General features: G+C 62.8%; 17 protein-coding genes. 3 read left to right on the forward strand and 14 right to left on the reverse strand.

Annotated elements, in window-relative coordinates:
- Positions 1-16: 16 nt before the first annotated feature.
- Positions 17-766 (reverse strand): hypothetical protein, encoded by a 750-nt coding sequence (locus tag PP263_RS17265; protein ID WP_308365046.1) that lies wholly within the window; start codon positions 764-766, stop codon positions 17-19.
- 159 nt (positions 767-925) lie between these two features.
- Between PP263_RS17265 and PP263_RS17270 the strand changes: the two genes are divergently transcribed.
- Positions 926-1,510, forward strand: coding sequence for a DUF2939 domain-containing protein (locus PP263_RS17270; protein ID WP_308365047.1), 585 nt, complete (start codon positions 926-928; stop codon positions 1,508-1,510).
- Position 1,511: 1 nt separating this feature from the next.
- On the forward strand, positions 1,512-1,889 hold the full coding sequence (locus PP263_RS17275; protein ID WP_308365049.1) for a DUF2237 domain-containing protein: 378 nt from the start codon (positions 1,512-1,514) through the stop codon (positions 1,887-1,889).
- Between the two features lie 176 nt (positions 1,890-2,065).
- On the opposite strand, the gene PP263_RS17280 is transcribed toward PP263_RS17275, so the two are convergent.
- From PP263_RS17280 to PP263_RS17340, 13 genes are all read right to left on the reverse strand, one after another.
- Positions 2,066-3,040: an AgmX/PglI C-terminal domain-containing protein gene (locus tag PP263_RS17280; protein WP_308365051.1), complete on the reverse strand. Its 975-nt coding sequence runs from the start codon at positions 3,038-3,040 to the stop codon at positions 2,066-2,068.
- A gap of 1 nt (position 3,041) precedes the next feature.
- The gene (locus PP263_RS17285; protein ID WP_308365053.1) at positions 3,042-3,566 is read right to left on the reverse strand and encodes a biopolymer transporter ExbD; all 525 of its coding nucleotides are present in this window, start codon (positions 3,564-3,566) and stop codon (positions 3,042-3,044) included.
- Position 3,567: 1 nt separating this feature from the next.
- Positions 3,568-4,104, reverse strand: coding sequence for a biopolymer transporter ExbD (locus tag PP263_RS17290; RefSeq protein ID WP_308365055.1), 537 nt, complete (start codon positions 4,102-4,104; stop codon positions 3,568-3,570).
- A 12-nt stretch (positions 4,105-4,116) separates the two neighbouring features.
- The gene (locus PP263_RS17295) at positions 4,117-4,782 is read right to left on the reverse strand and encodes a MotA/TolQ/ExbB proton channel family protein (protein WP_308365057.1); all 666 of its coding nucleotides are present in this window, start codon (positions 4,780-4,782) and stop codon (positions 4,117-4,119) included.
- A 201-nt stretch (positions 4,783-4,983) separates the two neighbouring features.
- Complete coding sequence (locus PP263_RS17300) at positions 4,984-5,262, reverse strand: hypothetical protein (RefSeq protein ID WP_308365058.1); 279 nt, start codon at positions 5,260-5,262, stop codon at positions 4,984-4,986.
- On the reverse strand, positions 5,263-6,018 hold the full coding sequence (locus PP263_RS17305) for a tetratricopeptide repeat protein (protein WP_308365059.1): 756 nt from the start codon (positions 6,016-6,018) through the stop codon (positions 5,263-5,265).
- Positions 6,005-8,818 carry a tetratricopeptide repeat protein gene (locus PP263_RS17310; RefSeq protein WP_308365061.1) on the reverse strand — a complete coding sequence of 938 codons (2,814 nt, stop codon included), beginning with the start codon at positions 8,816-8,818 and terminating at the stop codon, positions 6,005-6,007. The genes PP263_RS17305 and PP263_RS17310 overlap by 14 nt, the downstream gene beginning before the upstream one ends.
- Positions 8,811-10,703, reverse strand: a complete 1,893-nt coding sequence (locus tag PP263_RS17315) for a hypothetical protein (RefSeq protein WP_308365062.1) — start codon at positions 10,701-10,703, stop codon at positions 8,811-8,813. The genes PP263_RS17310 and PP263_RS17315 overlap by 8 nt, the downstream gene beginning before the upstream one ends.
- A 6-nt stretch (positions 10,704-10,709) precedes the next feature.
- The gene (locus tag PP263_RS17320; RefSeq protein ID WP_308365064.1) at positions 10,710-11,219 is read right to left on the reverse strand and encodes an AraC family transcriptional regulator; all 510 of its coding nucleotides are present in this window, start codon (positions 11,217-11,219) and stop codon (positions 10,710-10,712) included.
- Positions 11,220-11,384: 165 nt separating this feature from the next.
- Positions 11,385-12,506: an FAD:protein FMN transferase gene (locus PP263_RS17325; protein WP_374693674.1), complete on the reverse strand. Its 1,122-nt coding sequence runs from the start codon at positions 12,504-12,506 to the stop codon at positions 11,385-11,387.
- The gene (locus tag PP263_RS17330) at positions 12,506-14,080 is read right to left on the reverse strand and encodes a hypothetical protein (RefSeq protein ID WP_308365065.1); all 1,575 of its coding nucleotides are present in this window, start codon (positions 14,078-14,080) and stop codon (positions 12,506-12,508) included. Before PP263_RS17330 ends, PP263_RS17325 begins: the two co-directional genes overlap by 1 nt.
- 192 nt (positions 14,081-14,272) lie before the next feature.
- On the reverse strand, positions 14,273-16,915 hold the full coding sequence (locus PP263_RS17335; protein ID WP_308365068.1) for a LamG domain-containing protein: 2,643 nt from the start codon (positions 16,913-16,915) through the stop codon (positions 14,273-14,275).
- A 5-nt stretch (positions 16,916-16,920) separates the two neighbouring features.
- Positions 16,921-18,141 (reverse strand): hypothetical protein, encoded by a 1,221-nt coding sequence (locus tag PP263_RS17340; RefSeq protein WP_308365070.1) that lies wholly within the window; start codon positions 18,139-18,141, stop codon positions 16,921-16,923.
- Positions 18,142-18,335: 194 nt separating this feature from the next.
- Here PP263_RS17340 and PP263_RS17345 point away from each other — a divergent pair, with 194 nt between their 5' ends.
- On the forward strand, positions 18,336-21,008 hold the full coding sequence (locus PP263_RS17345) for a hypothetical protein (RefSeq protein WP_308365071.1): 2,673 nt from the start codon (positions 18,336-18,338) through the stop codon (positions 21,006-21,008).
- Positions 21,009-21,029: the final 21 nt, after the last annotated feature.

Here is a 21,029-nt window from a genome sequence, read left to right on the forward strand (position 1 = left end):
CACCATCCCCCGCAAATTAAGCGTTTTCCGGACCGGCACCGAAGACTTTGCGGTACACAACGCCATAGGCCACGGCCACGGTGGGGATCGCCCAGATCAGGCCGATCAGCAGCGCCAGGCCGCCCACCACGTAGATCAGTAGGCACAGCAGCAGGAAGCCGAACATGGGAAACCAGTGCTTGGTGATCGCCTTGCGTGATGTCTCCAGCGCCTGCCAGGGACCCAGGCCCTTGTCCACGATCAACGGGATTGCCAGGATATAGGCCACCGCCAGGTAGATACCGGGAATAATCAGCAGCGCGAAGCCGATAACGATCAAAATCGACATCAGAATATTGCACACAACCAGAGGCACTATCTTGTCGAAGTGGGAGAAGACCTCGGTGCCGGATACCTTTTCATCGCGGGCGATCTTGATGCCGATCATCAGCATCCCGGCGACTATCGGCGCCGCGGCGGCGGTGACGATCAGCTGGTGCAGCAGCGAGGAAGTGACGGAGGCGTTCGCGGCCTCCTCTGGATCGAAAGCGGGGTAGCCGGTGATCAGGCCGGAGATAAAGGTAATAACCCCCGCGGCGATCACGTAGAGCAGAATGCCCAGCCACACAGTGCCCTTGTGGCCCTTGATGCGGCCCCAGGCCTCGCTGATGATTTCGCCAACGGAAATCGCGTAGTCCCCTGCCAGTCCTTTTTCCAGAGAGCCGTAGTCCCCGCTCTCTTCCCCCGCGGTCAGCTCCGATTCCGGGGCTTTATAGATGTCACTCATTGTTTTGATATCCTGTCTCGATTCTTTTTTGTCCAGAGTCACAGAGCCCATCCGACCAATATCTCACAGCCGCACCCCCTGCGACAATCCCACAGTAGGATTAGGCGATCGGTGCGGCAGGCGATAAGATCGGCGGCGGGAAAAGAGAGAGCGCGAATCATGAAGAAAGGACTGCTGATTTCAGCACTGCTGCTGGCACTGTTCGCCGGCGGCTATGCCGCCCTGCCCTGGTACACTGCGGAGCAGATAGTGCGGGCCGCGGAGGCGGAGGACATCGAGCGGCTGCGGGGCTACATAGACTTTCCCACCCTGCGCGAAAACCTCAAACAGCGCTTGCAGCGGCGGCTGCGCGAATCCATGGGCGAGTCGGTGCCGGAGGAGCTGAGCGAGCTGCTCACCGCTGGTGCCAACCTGTTTATCATGCCCCTCCTGAACCAGCTGGTAACCCCGGAGGGCATCGGTGACCTGCTGCGCGGCGGCAAAAACCTGCGCGAGTTCGAGCGGGAGCTGTACCGGGATTCGCTGCCGAACGGGGATTCTCCGGAGCCCGACCCAATAGATCGCGAGGGCGACTGGCGGCTGCTGAGCTGGCGTTTCCTGGACATCAACCGCGTCGCCGCCGACTGCGGCGACGACAACGGCGCGCAGCTGCGCCTGATACTGCAGCGCCAGGGACTGCACTGGCGGCTGGTGGATATCGCCCTGCTGGACCGGAAAGAAGAATTAAAGTGGACCGGAATTTGATATGAAAATGGAAGACTCCCTCAACGTATTCGGTGATCCCCTGCTGCCCTGCAGCACGAACCCGCTCACCGGCTTTTTTCGCGACGGCTGCTGCAACACCAACGAGCAGGACGTCGGCTCGCACACGGTGTGCGTGGAAGTCTCCGAGGAATTCCTGAATTTCTCCCGCGCCCGGGGCAACGACCTCAGCACCCCCATGGAAGAATTCGGCTTCCCCGGCCTGGAGCCCGGCGACCGCTGGTGCCTCTGCGCCGCCCGCTGGCTAGAGGCCCAAAAGCATGACATGGCACCGCGGGTCTATTTGCAGCGCACGCATGTGAAGGCTTTGGAAATAGTGCCGCTGACGGTGTTGCGGCGGTATGCGGTGGATCTCAACTAACGGCTCGCCGAATGGCGCTGGCTTTTGTAGGAGCCCGCGTGCAGGCGAATACTAGAGCTTAAACGACAGCGGTTAGGTAATTGTTTTTCGTAGGATGGGCAAAGCGGAGCGTGCCCATCAGGGTCGTCGAAGATGGGCACGCTCCGCTTTGCCCATCCTACATAAAATCACCTAGATCAGGACGGCAGGAAGTCAATCGAGTAATTCAGCGTGGCCCGATCCACGTTGGCCGCTCCAAAGTTGATCAGGCGGATTCTGGCCAGGAGTTTCCGCTCCAGGTCCGGGCTGTTCAATTCGCTGCTGACCAGTTTTATTCCCGAAACACTGCCATTGGGCTCGATGATCAGCTGCACAGTGACCTTGCCTTGTAGTGTGGGGTCGCGGCGCAGGGCGCGGTTGTAGATGGCGTAGATGGCGCTCTTGTTGGCTTCCATTACGCTGCGGATGGATTCCTCGGCGCGGGCGGATTTTTCGCGGCGCGCTTTCTGGCCCGCTTCCCGGGCGGCGCCGCTGGCCTGGGCGTTTTCGACCACGGTGGTCTCCCGCGCGGCCAGGGCTCTGCCGCCGGTGTCGCGGCTCAATTTGCCGGTGTTGACGCCGCCGCTGGCGGTCTTGGAGCGGTCGGAGATCAGTGAGCGGTCTACGGTTTTCGCGCTGGTGGCGGCGCCCGCTGCCAACTGACCGCTGCTGACTTCCGCGATATCGACGCTCTCGCGCATCGCCAGCAGGTCATCCTGCATCTGCAGCAGTCCGCTGTTGGCGGCTTTCTTGCGTGCGAGCTCCACTTTCGCCGCGGGGGGCTTTTCCTGGATTTTGGGTTCTGGCTTCGGTTCGGGCTTTTTCGGTTCCGGTGCTTTTTTCTCCGGCTGCTTTTTCTCCACCGGCTTTGGCTTGGGTTTCGGTTCCGGCTTGGGCAGGGTTTTCTTTTCCAGGATCACCTTGGCCAGTTGCGGCGGAATCCGCTCGGCCTGTTCGCGGGTGAGTTCCGGCACCGGGATCAGCGCCACGACGATGCCCAACAGGAGAAACGCGATCAGGCCGTGCTTGAGAAAGCGGACGAATCGTTTGTCCTCTTCCTCGCTGGCGGACCAGGGCAGTACCGTTCCCTGGAACAGCCAGGGGGCGTATTGGGGATTGATTGCACTTGCCATATCAGCTGCCGACCCCCGTCTCCGGTGGGTCTTCTGGCGTTGTCTGGTTGACGGCGAAAGACATATCGCGGAAATCCGCCGCCGCGCAGGTTTGCATAATCTGTTTCAGCAGTTGGTAGGGCACTTTTTCGTCCCCCATGATGGTCACCGCACGGCCTGCTTCCTTCTTTTCCTCCGGCAGGGGCCCCGCGCGTTCGGCGTGGTATTTCAGTTCCGCCAGCAGCGGAGCTATCTGTTCGGCACTGCCGTCGATCTCGCCGACGCGCGCGACCAGGCGCTCGCCCACGAACAGCTGTTCGCCGTTGACGCGCACCAGGGTGGTCAATTCGGGTTTCTGGTTAGAGGTGGAGTCCGGCAGTTTGATCGTCTTGTCGGTCTGCAGCACTTCCACATCCGAGGAGTTCACCAGCAGGAAAAACACCAGGATGGTGAAGATATCCATCAGCGAAACCAGGTTGAGTTTCGACTGCTGTTTTTTCTGCCGCTGTTTGCGCTCTTGCAGCTTGGCGGCCACATTCAAATTCATCTTATTGCCCCGCTGCGGTTTCCAGGGATTGCGCTTGAGCCCGGGGCGCATCGCCCAGGGATACCTGCGGGAAGAGTTCCGCGTCCACCACCGACGCGGCCACCACCGCGCGATAGCTGCGCGCGGTGTCCATGGCGGCCACCAGGGTTTTGTAGGGGGTGTTCACTTCGGAGAGAATCACCAAGTCTTTCTTGTCGATGGATTTTTCGCGCAGCTGCCGTTTCACTTCCTGCAGCACATCCGACACAGTGTCAAAATCCGGCTCGCCGTCCCGGTGCGGTATGCGCTTGACCCGCATGCCGGCCGGATAGTTGATATCGATATGGGATTGGCGCAGCACCACTTCCAGCTGCCGGTTTTCCTCGCCGCTGGCGCTGCCGTCACTCAGGCCGGGCAGGTTCAGCTTGAGCACTGAGATGTGCGAGAACACCATATTGAGCAGCAGCACCGGTACCAGGATGGTCATCAGGCTCATAAAGGAGGTGATGTCCAGTTCCCCCTCCTGTGTGGTGCGGCGGCGTATATTGAGTTTGAGCATGATCGCTTTCCGTCAGCCCTTCGCGGCCCGCTGCTCTGCCATCTGTGCGCGGCCCATGGTGAGCAGGTTCAGGTACTTGACCCCGGCCATCTGCAGGCTGTCGATGATCTCGTTGGTCTTATTCTGCAGCATGGAGTAGAAGAGCAGCAGCGGGATGGCGGAGATCAGGCCGAAGGCGGTGGTGTTCATGGCCACGGAAATACTGGAGGAGAGCATGGAGGCCTTTTCCGACGGGTCGGCGTTGGCCACCGCGGTAAAGGCGGCGATCAAGCCCATAATGGTGCCCAGCAGGCCGAGCAGGGTGGCGATATTGGCCAGGGTGGCCAGGTAGCTGGTGCGCTTTTCCAGGCGTGGCACCGCTTCCAGGATGCCCTCTTCGATTGCCAGGGCGATATTTTCATCCCGCTTGGCGTACTGCATGGTGCCGATGCCGGCGGCGGCGATACGCCCGATGGCCGCCTTGTTTTCCCGCGCCAGCTGCAGCACGCCGTTGTAGTTGCGTTTTTGCAGCATCGGCAACACCTGCTGGTAGGCGCGGCGGTTGGAAGTCTTGGCGAGGGAGAGGAATATCCAGCGCTCCACCACCATCACCAGGCCGATTACCAGTACCAGTGCAATGGGGTACATGAAAGGGCCACCGTTTTGAAAGAAGCGCAGCAGCGCCTGGGTGAATTCCATGGTCAAAATCTCCGCTAAAATAAAAAATTATGTAACTGCCCACTTGCCGGGGCTCTGAACTCGGAAAAATCGTAGGCGGATATGCTTGATTTTTATCCGCCCTACGGACTATTTCCCCCTGTAGGAGCCTGCTTGCAGGCGAACAAGAACGGAGCTCCGTAGCCGTTCGCCTGCAAGCAGGCTCCTACAGGAAATGCTCCTTTAATCAGCCTCTTTTTCATTGGACTGCAGCAATTTGATCTCCCGCTGGAACTCCGAGTAATCCCGGTGCGCAAATACATCGCCGATGGTCTGCGGCAGGCCGCCATCCAGGCGCGCGAGGCTGTCGGCCTGTTTCCAGGGGATGATATACAGCACCTTCGGTTGCTCCTGGTTGCCGATCACGGTGGATTCCAGTTCGATCACGTCCTCGGCGGCCGCGCCGCCCGCGCCGCCCGACAGTGCCGCGAGCAGGGCGCCATATTGCAGCAGCTTTTTCATTTACAGCCTCCGCTCCAGATCCACTATCCAGCCGGCCAGCTGGCGGTCCTCTTCTTCCTGCAGCGCCTGGGCGGCGCGGTAGTGTTGCAGCGCCTCTTCCGGTTTGTGCAGGTAGAGGTCGAACAGTATGCCCAGGTTTATGTGGGCGTCCGCGTAGTCCGGCCAGCGTTTCAGCGCCTCCCGGTAGTTCTGTTCCGCTTCTTCGAAGCGGCCGGCGTCGCGCAGCAGGGCCGCCAGTTCGTTCCAGGCGAATACGTTGTTGCCGTTGGCGGCGATAGCCTGGCGCAGGCTCTGTTCCGCGGCCTCGGGTTTGTCCAGTTTTCTCTGCACTAAGCCCAGGTTGAGCCAGGGGCCGGAGAGTTTGGGCCAGCTTTCTGTCAGTTTTGTTAATTCGGCTTCCGCCGCGGCCAGGTCGCCGCGCTCAAAGGCCTGCCGTGCAATTTCCATTCCGTCCCGCGCAGCTTGCGGGGCGCGATCCGCCTGGGCCAGGTAGGGATTTGGGGTTCGCTGGCTTTCGCCGCCGGTTTCTCCGGTACTTTCCTGTGGTCCGAGGGCGGGTGTGCAGGCGACCAGCGCTGCCAAGGAGAGTGCAGCGAACAGCCGGCAGATAAACGTTGCGGAGTGCTTGTAGGATGGGCAAAGCGAAGCGTGCCCATCTTCCGCGGCGTTGATGGGCGCGCTTCGCTTTGCCCATCCTACAAAAATCGCCACAGCCGTGCGTAGCCGGTAAGTGATTTGACGTTCAGTGCAGTGCATTGCTCCACCCCAGGGTTTTTTCCGGTTTCTGGTAGCGGGCCGGCAGCAGTTTGCCGAGGGAGTCGAAGCTGCGTTTTACCCAGTCGTCGTAGAGGCCGTCGGTGGTGCGCTGAATATTGGCTTCGTGCAGTTCAATGGCTTTTTCCTCGAAGGGATAGGCCTGTTCCTCCAGCAGGATTTCGTACTGCTCCAGCTCCAGCGCATCGAGGCCGTTGGGCCGCTGGGATTCCATCAGGTCGCGGCTCAGCTGGCGGTAGACTTCCGCCAGGCGGAAGTTCGCCTGGGTGGTGAATTCGGCGATATTGAATTTCAGCACCTTGCGGTAGTCGGCCACGGTGGTGTCCAGGGCGCGCTTCTTGTCCGCCAGGCTGGCTTTCAGCGGCAGCCGCAGGGGCAGGCGTGCGAAGGACTGGAAGCTCTGCTCCGCCAGTTCGCTCTGGGCGTAAGCGGCCAGGTAGCGGCCCCGCGGGGATTCGACTTTGTTGTATGCCAGGCTTTGCAGCCAAGGGTTGCGCTGTTGCCGCTGGGATTTGTCGTGGAGCTGGATCAACTGGTACTGGGCCTCCAGCCGCTGTTCCGCGGGTTGCTGCCACTGTTCGCTGTACTGTCGGTAGGCGGCGATGGCCTTGTCCGTTTCCCCCGCCTGCTGGAATTGTTCCGCGGCCATAAACAGCGATTGGCGGCGCACTTCCGCGTCCGGATCGGTCTGCGCCAGCCGCAGCAGTTCGCCTGCGGCGGCGCCCGGCAGTCCCAGCGCCTGGAAAATCACTACCGCCTTGGCGGCCAGGGTCGGCGCCAGTCGGTGGGCGGGGTAGTACTGGCGGAAATCCGCCAGCTCCGCGCTGGCCCGCTGCCAGTCCTGCATGTCGATTAAATAATTGATCGCGTCGTACTGGGCGGTGGCGGCGATATCCGTGCGCCCGCTGTCGCGGATACGCAGCAGATGGCGCAGCCCTTCTTCGTTGGGCCCCTCTGCCATCGCCAGCTCCGCCTGGCGGTAGATGGCCGCCTGCAAACGCTGTTGCGCGGTTTTGTACGCGCTCTCCTCCGGCGCCGCCCCCTGTAGCACCGAGGTGTAGGCCAGCTCCGCCTGGGGATAGTCCTGCAGTTCGAAATAGCTGTGCCCGAGCACTAAATAGAGGTTCTGTCTCTGGCGGCGGTCCGGTGGCGGCTGCCATTCACTGGCGCGTTGCGCCGCGGCGATGGCCTCGGGATAGCGGGCCTGACGGAACAGATTGTCGGCGGCGTCCAGGAGAACTGGCAGCGCGCGTCTGTCTCCGGGCCAGGCGTCGGCGAATTTCAGGCTGGCTTCGGTCTTGCGGTCCAGCCACAGGGTTTGCTGTTCGCCTTCAGTGCGCTGCTGCATCCTGCTCGCGGCGAGAATGGCCCCGTAACCCGCCTCGGCGCCCCGCTGCGGGTCGCGGTATTCCCAGGCCACGGTGCTGTAAGCGCTCCAGGCACCCGGGTCGTCGCCGGCGTGTTCCAGGCATTCCGCCATCAGGAAGACCATTTCCGGGGTGTCGCTGTCTTCGGGAAAGGTTTCCGCGTACTGCTGATAGAGGTTCGCCGCGGCCAGGTAGGCGGCGTGCGATTCGCGGGCAATTTTTGCCGCACTTTGTACAGACTTGCCGTTTTGTGTCGCTAGCGTCTTTTGTGTCGCTAACGCTTGGGCCCGGGCGTGGTCGTACTTTGCCAGTTCCGCCAGCCAGGGGCGCAGCCAGTCGGCCAGTTTTTCCCGTTGGGCATTGTCCGACTGCTGCCAGTAGTCGCTGCGGATGCCGTAGCGCTGTACGAACTCCCGCTTTGCCGGCAGTACTTCTCCGGGCAGTCGGGCGTTCTGCAGTGTCTCGATGGCGCGCAGGTGCAGCGCCGGGGCTTCCGGGCTCTGCGGATGGTTTTCCACAAAGGCCAGGTAGGTATTGGCGCTCTCGCGGTAACGCTCCTTTTCCCCGTACCATTCCCCCAGCGCGCGGTACAGGTGGTGCTGGTAGGGCCGGTTTTCCCCGGCGGGGCTGAAGGATTCGATCGCCTCGGCGCCGCCCTGGTAGCTGAATCCCAGGGCCAGGCCGCGCAGGCTGTCCTCCGCCAGGCGGCGCTGGCCCGCGGGCAGTTCGTCGAAGGGAGCGCGCCCGTGGAGCTGGTCCAGCAGCTGCAAAAAGGTTTCCGCGGAGCGACGGTATTCGGAGGACTTGAATTCGGACCAGCCGAGCATGTAGCGGGCATTGTCGGTGAAGGGGTTGTCGGCGAAAGGGGTTTCTCCCTGCTGCAGCAGCGCGCGGAAGTCCCGCGCCGCGGCGGGATAGTCCCGCCGGTTGAAGGCGGCCTCGCCGCGGCGGAAGAGCACCTCGGCGATAAACGGGGATTCCGGGGTCGCCGCGGCGATTTTTTCCAGCGCCTGCAGGGATTCCCCCATTTCGCCATCCAGCGCCCGCGCCCGGGCCAAGCGGTAGAGGATATAGTCGTCCCCCGGGGTCTCCGCGGCCAGCGCCTCGTATTGCTGTACCGCGCTGCGGTAGGAGACGGCGGTCTCGGGATTGTCCGCCTGCCGCTGTTCCAGGCGCTCCATTTCCAGGTCTGCCAGGCGCAGGCGGATCTGCCGCCGGGTGTGGGAATCGGTGTTGCTGGCCAGGGCCTGTTCGTAACTGCGCTGCAGTGTGGCGATATCCGGCTGGGGAATCTCGATCGCCGGTTCCTGCGGTATGGTTGCCGAGGGCAGGTCCGCAAGGGTTTCCGACGGCTGGTTGCCGCAGGCGGAGAGCAGGGTGCAGCCGATGGCGAGGGCGAGAATTTTCTTATTCACCGGCACCGCCTCCGGTACCTGGTTGCTCTCCGGATTGAACAGCCGCGTCCTGCAGGCGCGCGATGGCCAGGCGGGTATGGGCGAGATACTGCTGTATCTGCTGCCGCTGCCGCGCCAGCTCGGTAATCACGTCGCGACGTATGGATGCCTCGATGCTGCGGCTGGCGGCGTCGATCTCCCGTCGCTGCGCGCGCAGCTGCGGGCGGGCCGCGTCGACTTTTTCCTGCAGCTGGTTGAGTTGCGGCGCCCGCTGGGCGATCCGGTCTGCGCTTCGCCGCCGGCGGTCGGCATTTTCCAGTTGTTCGCCCAGTTTTTGCAGCTCCCTGCGCTTTTGCCAGAGGTTGTGGTGATACTCCTGGCCCGCCTGCCACAGCAGCAGGCCGCGGGCGCGCTGCAGGGTCTGCGCCTGCTGCGGGCGCGCCTTGCCGAGGGCGGCCAGTTTGCGGTAGCGGTCTTTCGCTTCCTCTGTCAGTGCGAGAAATTCTCCACGCTCTCCATTTTCCTTATCCACCAATGCGAGCGCGTCGCTGTCTCTTTCGATGCGCGCCAGCGAGGCCTCCAGTTGGCGATACTGCTGCCGGGCGATATCCACCTGCTGGTCGAACTGGGCACTGGTATAGCTGTCCACGATGGCGACGCGCCGACGCTCACGTTCGACGATCAACTGGTCGAACAGCGGCAGGCGCTGTTGCCAGTTGTCGATCACTCCTGCCAGTTGTCGCAAGTCGCGCAGTTCCGACAGGCGCAGCTGAAAATCGTCGCGCTGCAGAATGGGGCGCAGGTAGCGCAGGTTTTCCCGCATCAGCTGTGGGGCCTCCGCCGCCTCCAGCCAGCCATAGCGCTGTGCGGTGCCGCTATCCATAATGGGGGTGGGGGAAAATTCCAGGGATTTCACCGATTGTTGCAGCTGGTGCAATTCGACCAATGCCGAGTGGTACTGCCGCTCGGCCTGTTGATAGGCGGTCAGGGCGGCGCGGGGCCGCTCGAGTTTTTCGTAGCTGTAGGGCAATGCGGCCAGGGCTTCCTGCACCTCGGTGGACAGCGGCTCGCGCGCGGCCAGGAATTGGAGGGCGTCGATGGCGGATTGGTACTGGCCGCTGTTGATCGAGGACCATCCCAGCCCAAGCAGCGCCCGGTCAGCCCAGGGGGTGCGCAGGCGCACTTGGCGGAATTCCTCCGCGGCCTGCGTGTGGCGCTGCTGCAGGCCGTAGGCGTAGCCGGCGGCAATATGCGCCTTGTCCTTGAGAATGCTCAGTTCCCGCGGGGGTTCATCGACATCCAGCACCAGGGCGCTGGCGCGGTGGTAGTGATCGATGGCCTCGGCGTAGCGCTGTTCGCGGGCCAGCGCGGCGCCGAGGTTGGTATGGCCGAGCACGCGGTATTTGAGCGGCAGGGTATCGCCGGCGAGCAGCTGCTGCGCGCGCTGCAGATCGCCGGTGCGCAGTGCCAGGTTTAAGGCCAGGTCGGTTTCGCTCGCGCCGGATTTCTCCAGTTGTTGCGCGCTCTGGGGCCAGTCTTCTTTCAGGTAGTTCAGTTCCGCCAGTTTCAACCAGGCCAGACGCCGGTACCTGGCCGGGGTTTCACCGCCGTTTTTTTCCAGCTGCTGCTCGAAGAGTTCTGCCGCCCGCTGCTGCAGGCCGAAACCCAGGCTGATACCGCCCTCAATCAGCGCCGCATTGTCCGCGTGCGCGCGGATGCCGCCGCGGTGCTCCGCCACCATCAGGGTGCTGAGTGCGTCGAAATAGTTGCCCTGGAAATACTCGTACAGGCCGGCGCCGTAGCGCATATCCTGGGCCTGTTGATATTTTTCCGAGGCGAGCGCGGGTGCGGCGGCGCAGATCAACGTCGCAGACAGGAAAAAATGGGAGAGGGGTTTGTACCGCATAGCGATCTAGGGCGCTGGCCACTGCACCAGCTGGAATTCCGGCTGCTGCTTGCCTTCCGAATCCGCGATGCGCAGTTCGATCACTGCCGGTTCATCGGTTTTTTCCAGCTCCAGGTTGGCCGCGCGCTTGTATTCGCGGCCCTGGGGGCCAATGCCGGTGAAAAAGGCGGAAATGCTGTAATTGCCGGATTTAAGGTTGCCCTTGAACAGCGGCTGGATGCCGCCGCGGATCAGCGCGTGCCGCTGATGGTCCGTGTACAGGTGACTGGCGGCGAGATTGTTGTCGATATGCAGTTTTACCGCGTCCAGCTGGAAATATTCGCCCACGTCCATGGACACATAGACGGCGATTTGGCTCTGCGCCGGGTAGAGCAGGTCCTCTTCCAGGATTAGCAGGTCGCGGTTGAGCTTCAGCACTTCGCTCTTGAGCGACTCGAGTTTTTCCGCGGGAAAGTCCCCGTCGCCGGCTGTCGCCAGCCCCGCGAAAGCGGCGAGGGAGAGGATCAGGAGCTGCATACAGCGTTGCATCTGGGAGGTGCCTTCTTGTTTTTCGATTTTGCGGAACTCGCCGTAGGATGGGCAAAGGAGCGAAGCGACATGCCCATCATGTCGCACTCCTGATGGGCACACCCGCTGCGCGGGCTTTGCCTACGGGTCGGAACGACGAATTATCTCAAGGGATCATGTTTCCGGCGTGATCTGGTTGGCAGTTTGTGTCGCCGATGGTTGTTCAGTCGACGAATGGCGGGGCATATCCAATCCGCGGCTGAAAAACAGCCGTTTCTGGCTGTCGATCACCACCGCCTCGAAGCCGGGCAGGCGGTCGATCAGGGCCAGTCCCTTCTCCTTGCCCAGAACGAACACGCTGGTGGACAGCGGATCGGTGTCAAAACCCCGGGGGCCGATAATACTTACGCTGATCAGTTTGTCGCTATCGGTGGCGTTGGTATCCGTGGGCATGCCGGTAGTCGGGTTGAAGATATGGTGTACGCGGGCTTCGCCCTCGCCGATAAAGTAGCGTTCGTAGTCGCCGGAGGTGGAGATGGCGGTGTTTTCCAGCGGAATCACCACGGCGTTTTTGCCTCTGTCGCGGGGGTGGCGGATGCCCACCAGCCAGGGCTGGCCGCGCTTGTCGCCGAGCATGCGCGCGTCGCCGCCGGCGCTGACGCTGGCGCAGCAGACGCCGGCTTTGTGCAGGATATGGATCGCGCGGTCTACAGAATAGCCCTTGGCGATGCCGCCCAGATCGATGCTGGTGTCCGGGTGGGCGAAGTGCAGGGTGTTTTTCGCTTTGTTGAACTGCAGGTGGTGGTAATCGATGGCCGGGAGCAGTTTTTTGGTAAGTTGGTTGTCCGCCCGCTGGTGTTTGCGGAAATCGTAGTGTTTGCCCAGGCTGGCGAAGGTGATATCGAAGGCGCCGCCGGTCTGTTCGCTGTACCAGAGGGATTTGTCGATCAGCGCGGAGAGTTCGCTGGAAATCTCCACGGTCTGTTTGCCGGCGCTGCGGTTGACCCTGGAGAGCTCGCTGTCTTCCTTGAAGGGCGACAGTTCTCCGTCCAGGCGGTGGAATTCCGCCATCACCTGTCCGATTAGCTCCTGCGCCCTTTTTTCATCCTCGTGCCACAGCTGCACTGAGACTTCGGTGCCCATAATGGCCTGTTTTTCGTAGTGCCATTCGGCGCTGGCAGTGGAGGCGAGTAACAACAGCCACACAAACAGGTAGGGTGCGCCGCGCGCACCGAAAATATTGGCGGACGAAAAACGGTGCGCGCGGCGCACCCTACGGAAATCGGCAGTTATCATTAAACAATCGGTGCAAATGCGGTCATGCTGTCCATCAGTGCGCTGTTGCCCAGCCCGTGGTTGGGAAACAGGTTGGCAAAATTGCCCTGTTCGCCGTGCAGCGCCATATAGTTGAGCACCACGGTTTCCACCAGTAGGTTGACGTTGTTGGCCGCCGGACTGGAGGTGGTCTCCACGTCGCCGGAGGCGCGCATATAGCCGAGCTGCTGGTGCAGAGCCTGTTGGTCGGCGCTGCCGCCGAGCAGTTGCGGCCGCCCGGCGGGATTGTATACCAGGAAGAAGGAGGCGGCGGTCTGCTGGTTGTCGCCGGTCCACACGCCTTTGCCGCGGCCGTCCACGGAGTCGTCGATCATACCGTTGCTGAATACCGAGCCGTCGCTGAACACGTAGATCATCAGCGGTTGGCCCACCCGCGCGGCGTACTCCAGGCAGGCGCCGATGCAGCGCCCGGCGCGCAGGTCGCGGATCTCGCCGGTGGCGCGGTCGCCGGTGTGGTAGTCGTAGCCGCCCATGGTGATGGTGCCGGCGCCAGCGTAGCCGTTGACTACCAGCTTCATTGTGGAGGCGGTTTTCTGGAATTCGCGATCGTTGTTGAACTCGGCACTGGTGAAGATGCCGGAGGGACCGACGATATCCGGGTCGGCGATCGGGTCAAGCTGAGAGGGATCGCCAAAGCGGTCGGCGAGATCGGCGCTTTTCATATAGCCGCACTTCACCAGGTCCTTGATTACCGCGTCCGCGGTGACTTTCGTATCCACCCTGCCCAGTTTGGCGTTGGAGATGCGGAATATGGATTCCATCACCGCCACTGTGTCCTGCTGGCTGAGCAGGCCCACCAGATCCCCCGAGTCCACCAGCCCGGTGACGTCGCTGGGTCTGTCCACTTTGGTGGGGCGCGCCTCCGGATCGATCATCGCCATGGGCGCCAGGGAGTTGCCGCCGGACTCGCTGGGGTTGGAGCCGATCAGCGCCAGCAGTTCGCCGTTGGCGCCGGCGCGGTTGATGCCGTACATGGGATTGTGGGGGTTGTTGCCGGTGTCGTTTTCCGAGCGCGCGGGAATCACCGCGCCGTTGGTGGCGGAGGCGGTGCCGGCGGCGATCTTGTCGAGGATGCCGCGCAGCATACCGCTGTCGCTGTGGAAGGCGAGGCCCAGGTCGGTGTTGATAAAGGGGCTGCCGGCGGCATCGGTGATGGACGGCACCATATCCCCGGGCAGCCCCTGCTTGCCGTAGCCGGCGGTGCTGAGGAAATCCAGCTGGCCGCCGCGCTGGCCGACCAGCACGTTGGAGCCGGCGATATTGGCTCCACCGGCCAGGTCGAAACAGATAAACGGAATCTTGCCGGCGCCGCCTGCGGCGCTGACCCCGCAGGGCCCCCGCAGGGCTTCCAGGTCCGACGACAGCGCGGCGTGGGCGCGGCGGGGATCGGCGAACAGGCTGAACAAGGAGCCACCCAGCACCGTGGCCAGCCCGGTGCGGAATCCCTGGCCGAGAAAATCCCGGCGGCTCACCGGGCGGTGGTGGTCCGGGTGGCGCAGGGGTTCATCCAGTTGGAAACTTTTCTTCTTGCGCATCGTTTTGTCCGATTTCGGTATTCCGCGGGTTTTGGTCGGGTCTGTGGCGGGCCTGCTACCGGGGCTTTTTGCGGGACACGCCGTGAATACGTCCCTGTAGGCTTGTCCGCGAGGTCCCTCTCGCAGACAGTCCCGCAAAAAGCCCCCGGCATCAGGCCCTTCGCATTGCGCATCGTGCGCCGCTTCGGGTTCTTAATGAATCAAAATCATCGCACTGCCCATGGCCGCCGCGCAGGCCGCCTTCACCGTGGTCTCGGTGCGGTCCGCTTCGCAGCCGGTGCCGCAGGCAGTCATCTTGTCGATCAGGTCCGAGAGCTCACCTTCCACTTCCGCCCGCACCGGGGCGGTGGCCAGCTGCGAAACGGTGTTGTCGTGCCAGGTTATGTCGTGCCCCAGCAGGTGTTCGATCAGCGGGTCTATCACCAGCGACTTGTCGTTGAAGGCGGTATTTGCCGGTGCACTGAAATTGAAACCGGGGAAATAACTGCTCCGGGTCGACGATTCCACCAGGGTATTGCAGTACTTCACCGCCAACTGGGTAATCCCCATCTGCTGCGCGGCGAGGAAGCCGCGGATATCGCTGCCCACCGGAAGCTGCTGTTTCACTTTTTCCCAGGTCTCCACCACATCCGGATGGGTGCGGGGAATGCCGGTGGCGGCGGAGAGGGCCGCGTGTATCTGCTCGAAGCGGCGCAGGCCGATTCTCGGTTGCGGCGGCAGATCCGCGGGCGCCGCCGGGGGCGCGGGGGTGGGCTCTACGCGCGCAAAGGTCTCGCTGCCCAGACGCTCGAAGGTGAGGAAGAATTCGTCGAACTCCGGCCCTTTCTCCAGCGAGATAATCGTGCCCAGCGGCGAGAGCAACTGGCCCTCTGCCGGGGTATAGCTGCCCGAGTTCAGGGTGAGGGAGAGGTTGGCCCAGGCCTGGCCGGTTTCCGCCTCGCGGCCGTTGATGCCGATGCGCATACCTTCGAGGGCGATGCCGTCCGGGTCGGCGCTGTCATCCAGGCTGATAAATGTCGGCCGGTTGAACAGATAGCCGTAGTTGTCGAACTGCTGCACCTCGAACATCACGTAGCTGTCGGGAATGCCGGTGTGTTCTTCTATCTTGAACAGCAGCAGGAATTTCTGCCCCACGCCCACTTCGTAGTTGGTGGCGATATCCTCCGCGGACAGCGCGCGGGAGTGAATCGCCAGCAAGCGCACCGCGCCCTGCCAGACGTTGTCGTTGGACACTTCGCTTCCCAGGGCCAGGGCGAAGGTGTCGTCCCAGGTACTGAGGGTGTCCACCTCGGCCGGATCGACGTCGCCGGTAAATTCGCCGTTGACGTACAGCTTGCGCCCCTCGACCGAATCGTAGGTGGCTACCACATGCTGCAGTGTGGCCTGGACGCGCTCGGCCATGTCGTCGGTCACCAGCGCCGGCATACCGTCGGCGTCGGTGCTCTCGCTGCGGTTCTGGAACACGTAGTTGTACATGGCCTGGCCGAGGGTGAAGTTGCGGATATCGTTGCCGCCGGAGTAGGTAACGATGCGCGCCGGCCCCTCCTGGGTGACATTGGCCGGGGCCACCCAGGCCTCGATGGTGTATTCGCCGGTTGCTATCAAAGTGTCGTACAGCTTGCGGCTGGTGGCGGTGGCCCCCTGGGCCTTGCCGCCCTTCAGCTGGATGCCCCAGGAGCCGAGCCACTCCACATCGCCGGACAGGTTCAGGTCGATGGCCGGGTTGACCCCGGAGGTATCGAAAGCGGTGGTGCCGGAACCGGTTTTGAACTCGTAGAGCGCGATCGCGTTGCTCTCCACTCGCCCGCCGCTGCTGGCCACGATGCCGTCGGTGAGCAGCAGCGCCTTGCTGATCACCCAGTCGGGGTTCACCTCGGCGAGGGAGATGCCGTCGGCGAAGGCCTGGATGGCCGCGGTCATCTCCGCTTCGTTGTCCGCGCAGTCGTCCCAGCAGTTGTGGAACTCGCTACCCAGGCGCACGGAGAAGCGCGAGTCCGCCGGGTTGTCCAGGTTCATTTTGCTTTTCGCGGCCTCGTAGGCCTTGTCCACGTCGGCGCTGGCAAAATACGGCTGCTGCGCGGTGCCGGCGTCCTCGCTGTGACAGCCCGCGCAGTAGGTGCGCAGCAGCGGGTAGACGGTATTGGAAAAGCCGGAACTGGAGGCGGGGAAGCTTTTGCTGGCACCCACGGTGCGCTCAACCGGTGGGGTGAGGGTGATGCTGTTCACCAAGCTGCCGCTCTCCCTGGCCCAGTCCTCGATATAGTTGGTGATGATTTCCGCACAGGCATCGGCGCTGGACAGCCAGCAGTTATGGCCACCGCCGACCTTGGTCACCAGGCGGGATTCCGCCGGACGGGACAGGTCCACCAGGCCGCGCCCGTCGCCGTAGGCCGCGTTGATATCGTCGCCGCGCACGAAATGCGGGCTCTGGTTGCCCTCGACATGGCAGCTGCCGCAGCGGTTCTGCGCCGCCAGGTTGTCCCAGATATAGCGCTTGTACTGTTGTACGTCGTCGGTTTCCGGAGGTGGGCCGGAATAGCTGGTGCCGCCACCGCCGGGATTGGTATCGGGTTGTTCTTCTGTGTCCTGGCCGCTGCCGCCGCTGCAGCCCGTCAGGATTGTCGCAGCCAGAAAAAGGCCCCAGGCAAATGGCGTTGAATGGACCGTAGTGGCGGCCCTGCTGCCGGAAGTTGTTTGCGAGACACGCCGTGAATACCTCCCTGTAGGCTTGTTGGCGAGGTCCCTCTCGCCAACAGTCTCGCAAACAACTTCCGGCATCAGGGCCTTAGCATTGAGTTCACGGTTTTTTACAGCCGGGGTATTTTTAATTTTCATGTCAATCAATCCCCCGCGCAATAAACAGCGGTGTCGGCGTACACCTGCTTGAGGCGGTAACCGCCGGCAGAAAAGCTGTCGGCAATGGTGTCTATCCGCGTGCGGTCCGCGGCGTCCTCCGGTGCGCGCAGGCAGACCTGCTCGAACACCTTGGTGACCTGGCACTGGGCGAAGGCGCGGCTGTTGGCCAGTTCCCGGCCCAGTGACTTGGCGCCGTTGCCGCTGCCGGGCAGGGACTCACTCCATCCCAGGTACATGTTCGGGCCCTGCCGCCAGTAGTTATCCCAGCGGTCGTCCGGTACCACAAAGCCGTAGGGGAAGTTGGCGCTGTTAATATGATTTTTCGCCTTTACCCGGGTGCCGGTTTGCGGATCGGTGTCTCCGGCGCTGTTGTAGTCCAGGCTGCCGTTCTCCCCCTCCGGGTCGTTGTCCGCGTCGTAGACGAAATCGTAATAGGCGAACGCCTGGGCCATGGGGTCCATGCCGCTGTGACAGCCGACGCAGTTATTCTGGAACACCCGGCTGTCGCCGCCGGGGCTGCGGCTCACGTCCTGGCGGATGCGGTCCGGCGGGCGGCTGGTATCGTGTACCTGCTCCATATCCCGGCACAGGTGGTTGAGCAGAGTGAAGCGGAACATCGCGCGGTTGGTGCCGGCGATCAGGAAAGCCCGCGCACCGGCGCGGCTGGTCATCACCCCGGCGGTGGCATCCGCCGGCAGGCCGGTCAGGGACGACTGGCTGCTGCGCACCAGGTTGTCCTTCAGTGAGTAACCGCCGGCTTCCAGCGCCTCGTAGTGATCGTTGTCGCTGTTGCGGTAAGCGGGCAGGCCGAGGCCGCTGTCCCCCAGGTAGAGAAAGTTGCCGTAGAGAATTTCCCGGAAATCCATATCATCGCGCACAGTGCCGATTACACTCGCGGTGTAATCGTTCAGCGGCGCAAATACGTTGCTGTCGCGATTGGTCCAGGGGGTGGCGATGTTTTTCAGGGTGACATTGTAGAAAGCGTCGTTTTCCATCGCCGTGTAGGCGGCGGCGGTGGCGTCGCCGTTGGCGATATCCTCGGCCATATCCACCAATACGCTCTCTGCGGGTTTTACTCCGGTGAGGCGGCTGTGAATCTGCAGTGCCTGCTCCTCGGGACCGGCGGAGACGCACCCGGCCCACAGGCAGGTGCCCACCAGGGCCAGGTGCTGAACAACAGACTGTCGGGGCGATTGATTTTTCATCGGAGGTGGTAGCGGTAACTGTAAGCCCCCGATACTAAGGCGTAAAAGTGATTTGACCAGTGTGGAATCTGGGAAGTGTGTCCCAGTCGGCAGTTTCAGAGTGGTTTATCTTAAGTGTCGACGAATCAACAGTGAAAATTTGACCTGCGACAATCTTTGATTTCGCGGAGCCGGCGGAAATAGTGAAAACAAAAATGAAACATTTTGGAGCGCTGTCTGCGCTGTTTCTGCTGGCTGCCTGCAGCGGCGGCGGGAGCGGTGGTTCCGGCGGCGGGGACCAGGCGGAAGACCCGGTGGTGGTGGACTACCCGCTCGCCTTCGTGCGCCGCAGCCTGTCGCTCGAGGATGACGGTGGCCTGAGCCCGGACGACGTCTACTCCCCGGCCGCCTTCAACCCCGGTGCCCAACTGGTGCTGAAAGACCGTGCCACACCCAGCGCGCCGGAGCGGGTGCTCACCGAAGGCCTGTTCGAAGACGACTCTTTCGTGGGCGGCTATGACGTAAAGGACCTGAACACCTCCGCCGACGGCAACCGCCTGGTATTCGCCATGCGCGCCCCGGAAATCGAGGACGCGGACGACGATGAACAGCCCACCTGGAATATCTGGCTCTACGACCTGGAAGAGAATGATTTACGGCGGGTGATCCAGTCCGACCTGATCGCCGAGGAAGGCCAGGACATTTCCCCGGCCTTCCTCCCCGACGGCCGCATCGTCTTCACCTCCACCCGCCAGCGCCGCTCCCGCGCGCTGCTGCTGGATGACGACAAGCCGCAGTTCTCCTCCCTGACCGAGGAACTGCAGAACGAGGCCTTCGTGCTCCACGTGATGGAACCGGACGGCACCGATATCCGTCAGATCTCCTACAACCAGAGCCACGACCTGCACCCCACGGTGCTGAACGACGGCCGCATCCTGTTCAACCGCTGGGACAATATGGGCGGGGTGGACAATCTCAGTCTCTACACCCTGCGCCCGGACGGCACCGACCTCTCCTTCCACTACGGCTACCACAGCCAGCAGACCGGCACCAACCAGACCGACGCCGCCTTCGTCAGGCCGCGGGAAATGCCCGACGGCCGCCTGCTGGTAACCCTGCGCGCGCCGGAAGGGCTGAATTACGGCGGCGACCTGGTGGCCATCGACAGCGCCAACTACACCGAGGCCTACAGCCAGCCCGAGGGCGAGGGGGAACTGCAGGGCCAGGCGTCCATCGCCGTGGAACAGGTGATCACCGACGGCAGCCTCTCCCCCCACGGACTCTTCGCCTCCGCCTGGCCTTTCCACGACGGCACCAGCCGCCTGCTGGTGTCCTGGAGCGAGTGCCGAGTGCTGGTGGAGGATGATGGTGATGAGGATGAGGAAACCCTGCTGCCGCGCCCCTGTACCGACGAGTGGCTGGACACAGAAGAACCGGTGCCGGCGGACCCCATCTACGGCCTGTGGATCTACGACTATCGTGAGGGCACCCAGCGGCCGATCGTGGTGGCGGAAGAGGGGGAAATGATTTCCGAAGGCGTCACCCTGGAGCCGCGCATCGAGCCCGAATTTCTGCCGGAGCCGGTGCCCGGCGTTGACCTGGACCGGGAACTGGTGCAGGCGGGCGCGGGCATTCTGGATATCCGCAGTGTGTACGATTTCGATGGGGTGGACATTCTTGCGGGAGAAGACGGGGCCGGCATCGCCGAGCTGGCTGACCCGGAGATCACCAGCGCGGAAGTCCGCCCGGCGCGCTACCTGCGCATCGTCAAAGGAGTGGGCATTCCCGACGACGACGTGCTGGATTTCGATCGCTCGGCATTTGGCCGTAACGGTGCCCACGGTATGCGGGAAATCCTCGGCTACACGCCGATCCAGCCGGACGGCTCGGTGAGGGTTGTGCTGCCGGCGGATACCCCGCTGGCGATTTCCGTAGTGGACGCCGACGGGCGGCGCATCGTCGGCCGTCACCGCAGTTGGTTGCAACTGCGCGCTGGCGAAGTGCGCCAGTGCAACGGCTGCCACACCGCGGACAGCGAAGTCGCCCACGGCCGTGCCGACAAACAGCCCGAGCCCGCCTGGAGCGGCGCCGCTACCTCCGGCATTCCCTTCCCCAATACCGAGCCGGCGCTGGTGGCGGAAATGGGCGAGACCATGGCCCAGTTGCTCGCGCGCATCGCCGGCGAGGCAGAGCTGGAAGGGGATATCGCCTACGCGGACCTGTGGACCGATCCGGCGGTGCGCGCCAAGGACCCCAGCAGCGTTATTCCCTACGGCGAACTGGCCACGCCACAGCCGATGTCGCTGGCCTGCCAGGACAACTGGGACAGCAGCTGCCGCATCGTTATTCACTACCCGGAACATATCCAGCCGCTGTGGGAGCGCACGCGGGAAATTACCGACGGCGCCGGCACTGTCCTCGAGGATCACACCTGTACCGCCTGCCACTCCGCGCGGGATGCCGACGGCATGGTGCGCGTGCCGGCGGCGCAACTCAACCTGGTGGCCGATCCCTCCCCCGCCAACGCGGACTGGGCCACCTCTTATGTAGAGCTGCTGTTCGACAACCCCACCCAGCAACTGGTGGACGGCGCGCTGCAAAATATTCTGGTGCAGGACACCGACGACAACGGCAATCCGCTGTTCGAGACGGATGAGGACGGTGAACTGATACTGGATGGCGACGGCAATCCGATTCCTGTTATGGTGACCGTCGATATCGAAGGTGTGATGGGCGATTCCGCCAACGGCAGCCGCTTTTTCGAGATGTTCGAGCCGGGTGCCGGCCACGGCGATTACCTGGAGCCGGCGGAACTGAGACTGATTTCCGAATGGCTGGATATCGGTGCACAGTATTACAACAACCCTTTTGCTGCACCGGTAAACTGATCCGTGATAACTGCTCAATCC

It is taken from the genome of Microbulbifer sp. TB1203, assembly GCF_030997045.1.
In the GTDB taxonomy this organism is placed as follows: Bacteria; Pseudomonadota; Gammaproteobacteria; order Pseudomonadales; family Cellvibrionaceae; genus Microbulbifer.

Coding starts and splice junctions, on each gene's coding strand:
- PP263_RS17265 (WP_308365046.1), bottom strand. CDS start 766: ATGAGTGACATCTATAAAGCCCCGGAATCGGAGCTGACCGCGGGGGAA.
- PP263_RS17270 (WP_308365047.1), top strand. CDS start 926: ATGAAGAAAGGACTGCTGATTTCAGCACTGCTGCTGGCACTGTTCGCC.
- PP263_RS17275 (WP_308365049.1), top strand. CDS start 1,512: ATGAAAATGGAAGACTCCCTCAACGTATTCGGTGATCCCCTGCTGCCC.
- PP263_RS17280 (WP_308365051.1), bottom strand. CDS start 3,040: ATGGCAAGTGCAATCAATCCCCAATACGCCCCCTGGCTGTTCCAGGGA.
- PP263_RS17285 (WP_308365053.1), bottom strand. CDS start 3,566: ATGAATTTGAATGTGGCCGCCAAGCTGCAAGAGCGCAAACAGCGGCAG.
- PP263_RS17290 (WP_308365055.1), bottom strand. CDS start 4,104: ATGCTCAAACTCAATATACGCCGCCGCACCACACAGGAGGGGGAACTG.
- PP263_RS17295 (WP_308365057.1), bottom strand. CDS start 4,782: ATGGAATTCACCCAGGCGCTGCTGCGCTTCTTTCAAAACGGTGGCCCT.
- PP263_RS17300 (WP_308365058.1), bottom strand. CDS start 5,262: ATGAAAAAGCTGCTGCAATATGGCGCCCTGCTCGCGGCACTGTCGGGC.
- PP263_RS17305 (WP_308365059.1), bottom strand. CDS start 6,018: ATGCACTGCACTGAACGTCAAATCACTTACCGGCTACGCACGGCTGTG.
- PP263_RS17315 (WP_308365062.1), bottom strand. CDS start 10,703: ATGCGGTACAAACCCCTCTCCCATTTTTTCCTGTCTGCGACGTTGATC.
- PP263_RS17320 (WP_308365064.1), bottom strand. CDS start 11,219: ATGCAGCTCCTGATCCTCTCCCTCGCCGCTTTCGCGGGGCTGGCGACA.
- PP263_RS17325 (WP_374693674.1), bottom strand. CDS start 12,506: ATGATAACTGCCGATTTCCGTAGGGTGCGCCGCGCGCACCGTTTTTCG.
- PP263_RS17330 (WP_308365065.1), bottom strand. CDS start 14,080: ATGCGCAAGAAGAAAAGTTTCCAACTGGATGAACCCCTGCGCCACCCG.
- PP263_RS17335 (WP_308365068.1), bottom strand. CDS start 16,915: ATGAAAATTAAAAATACCCCGGCTGTAAAAAACCGTGAACTCAATGCT.
- PP263_RS17340 (WP_308365070.1), bottom strand. CDS start 18,141: ATGAAAAATCAATCGCCCCGACAGTCTGTTGTTCAGCACCTGGCCCTG.
- PP263_RS17345 (WP_308365071.1), top strand. CDS start 18,336: ATGAAACATTTTGGAGCGCTGTCTGCGCTGTTTCTGCTGGCTGCCTGC.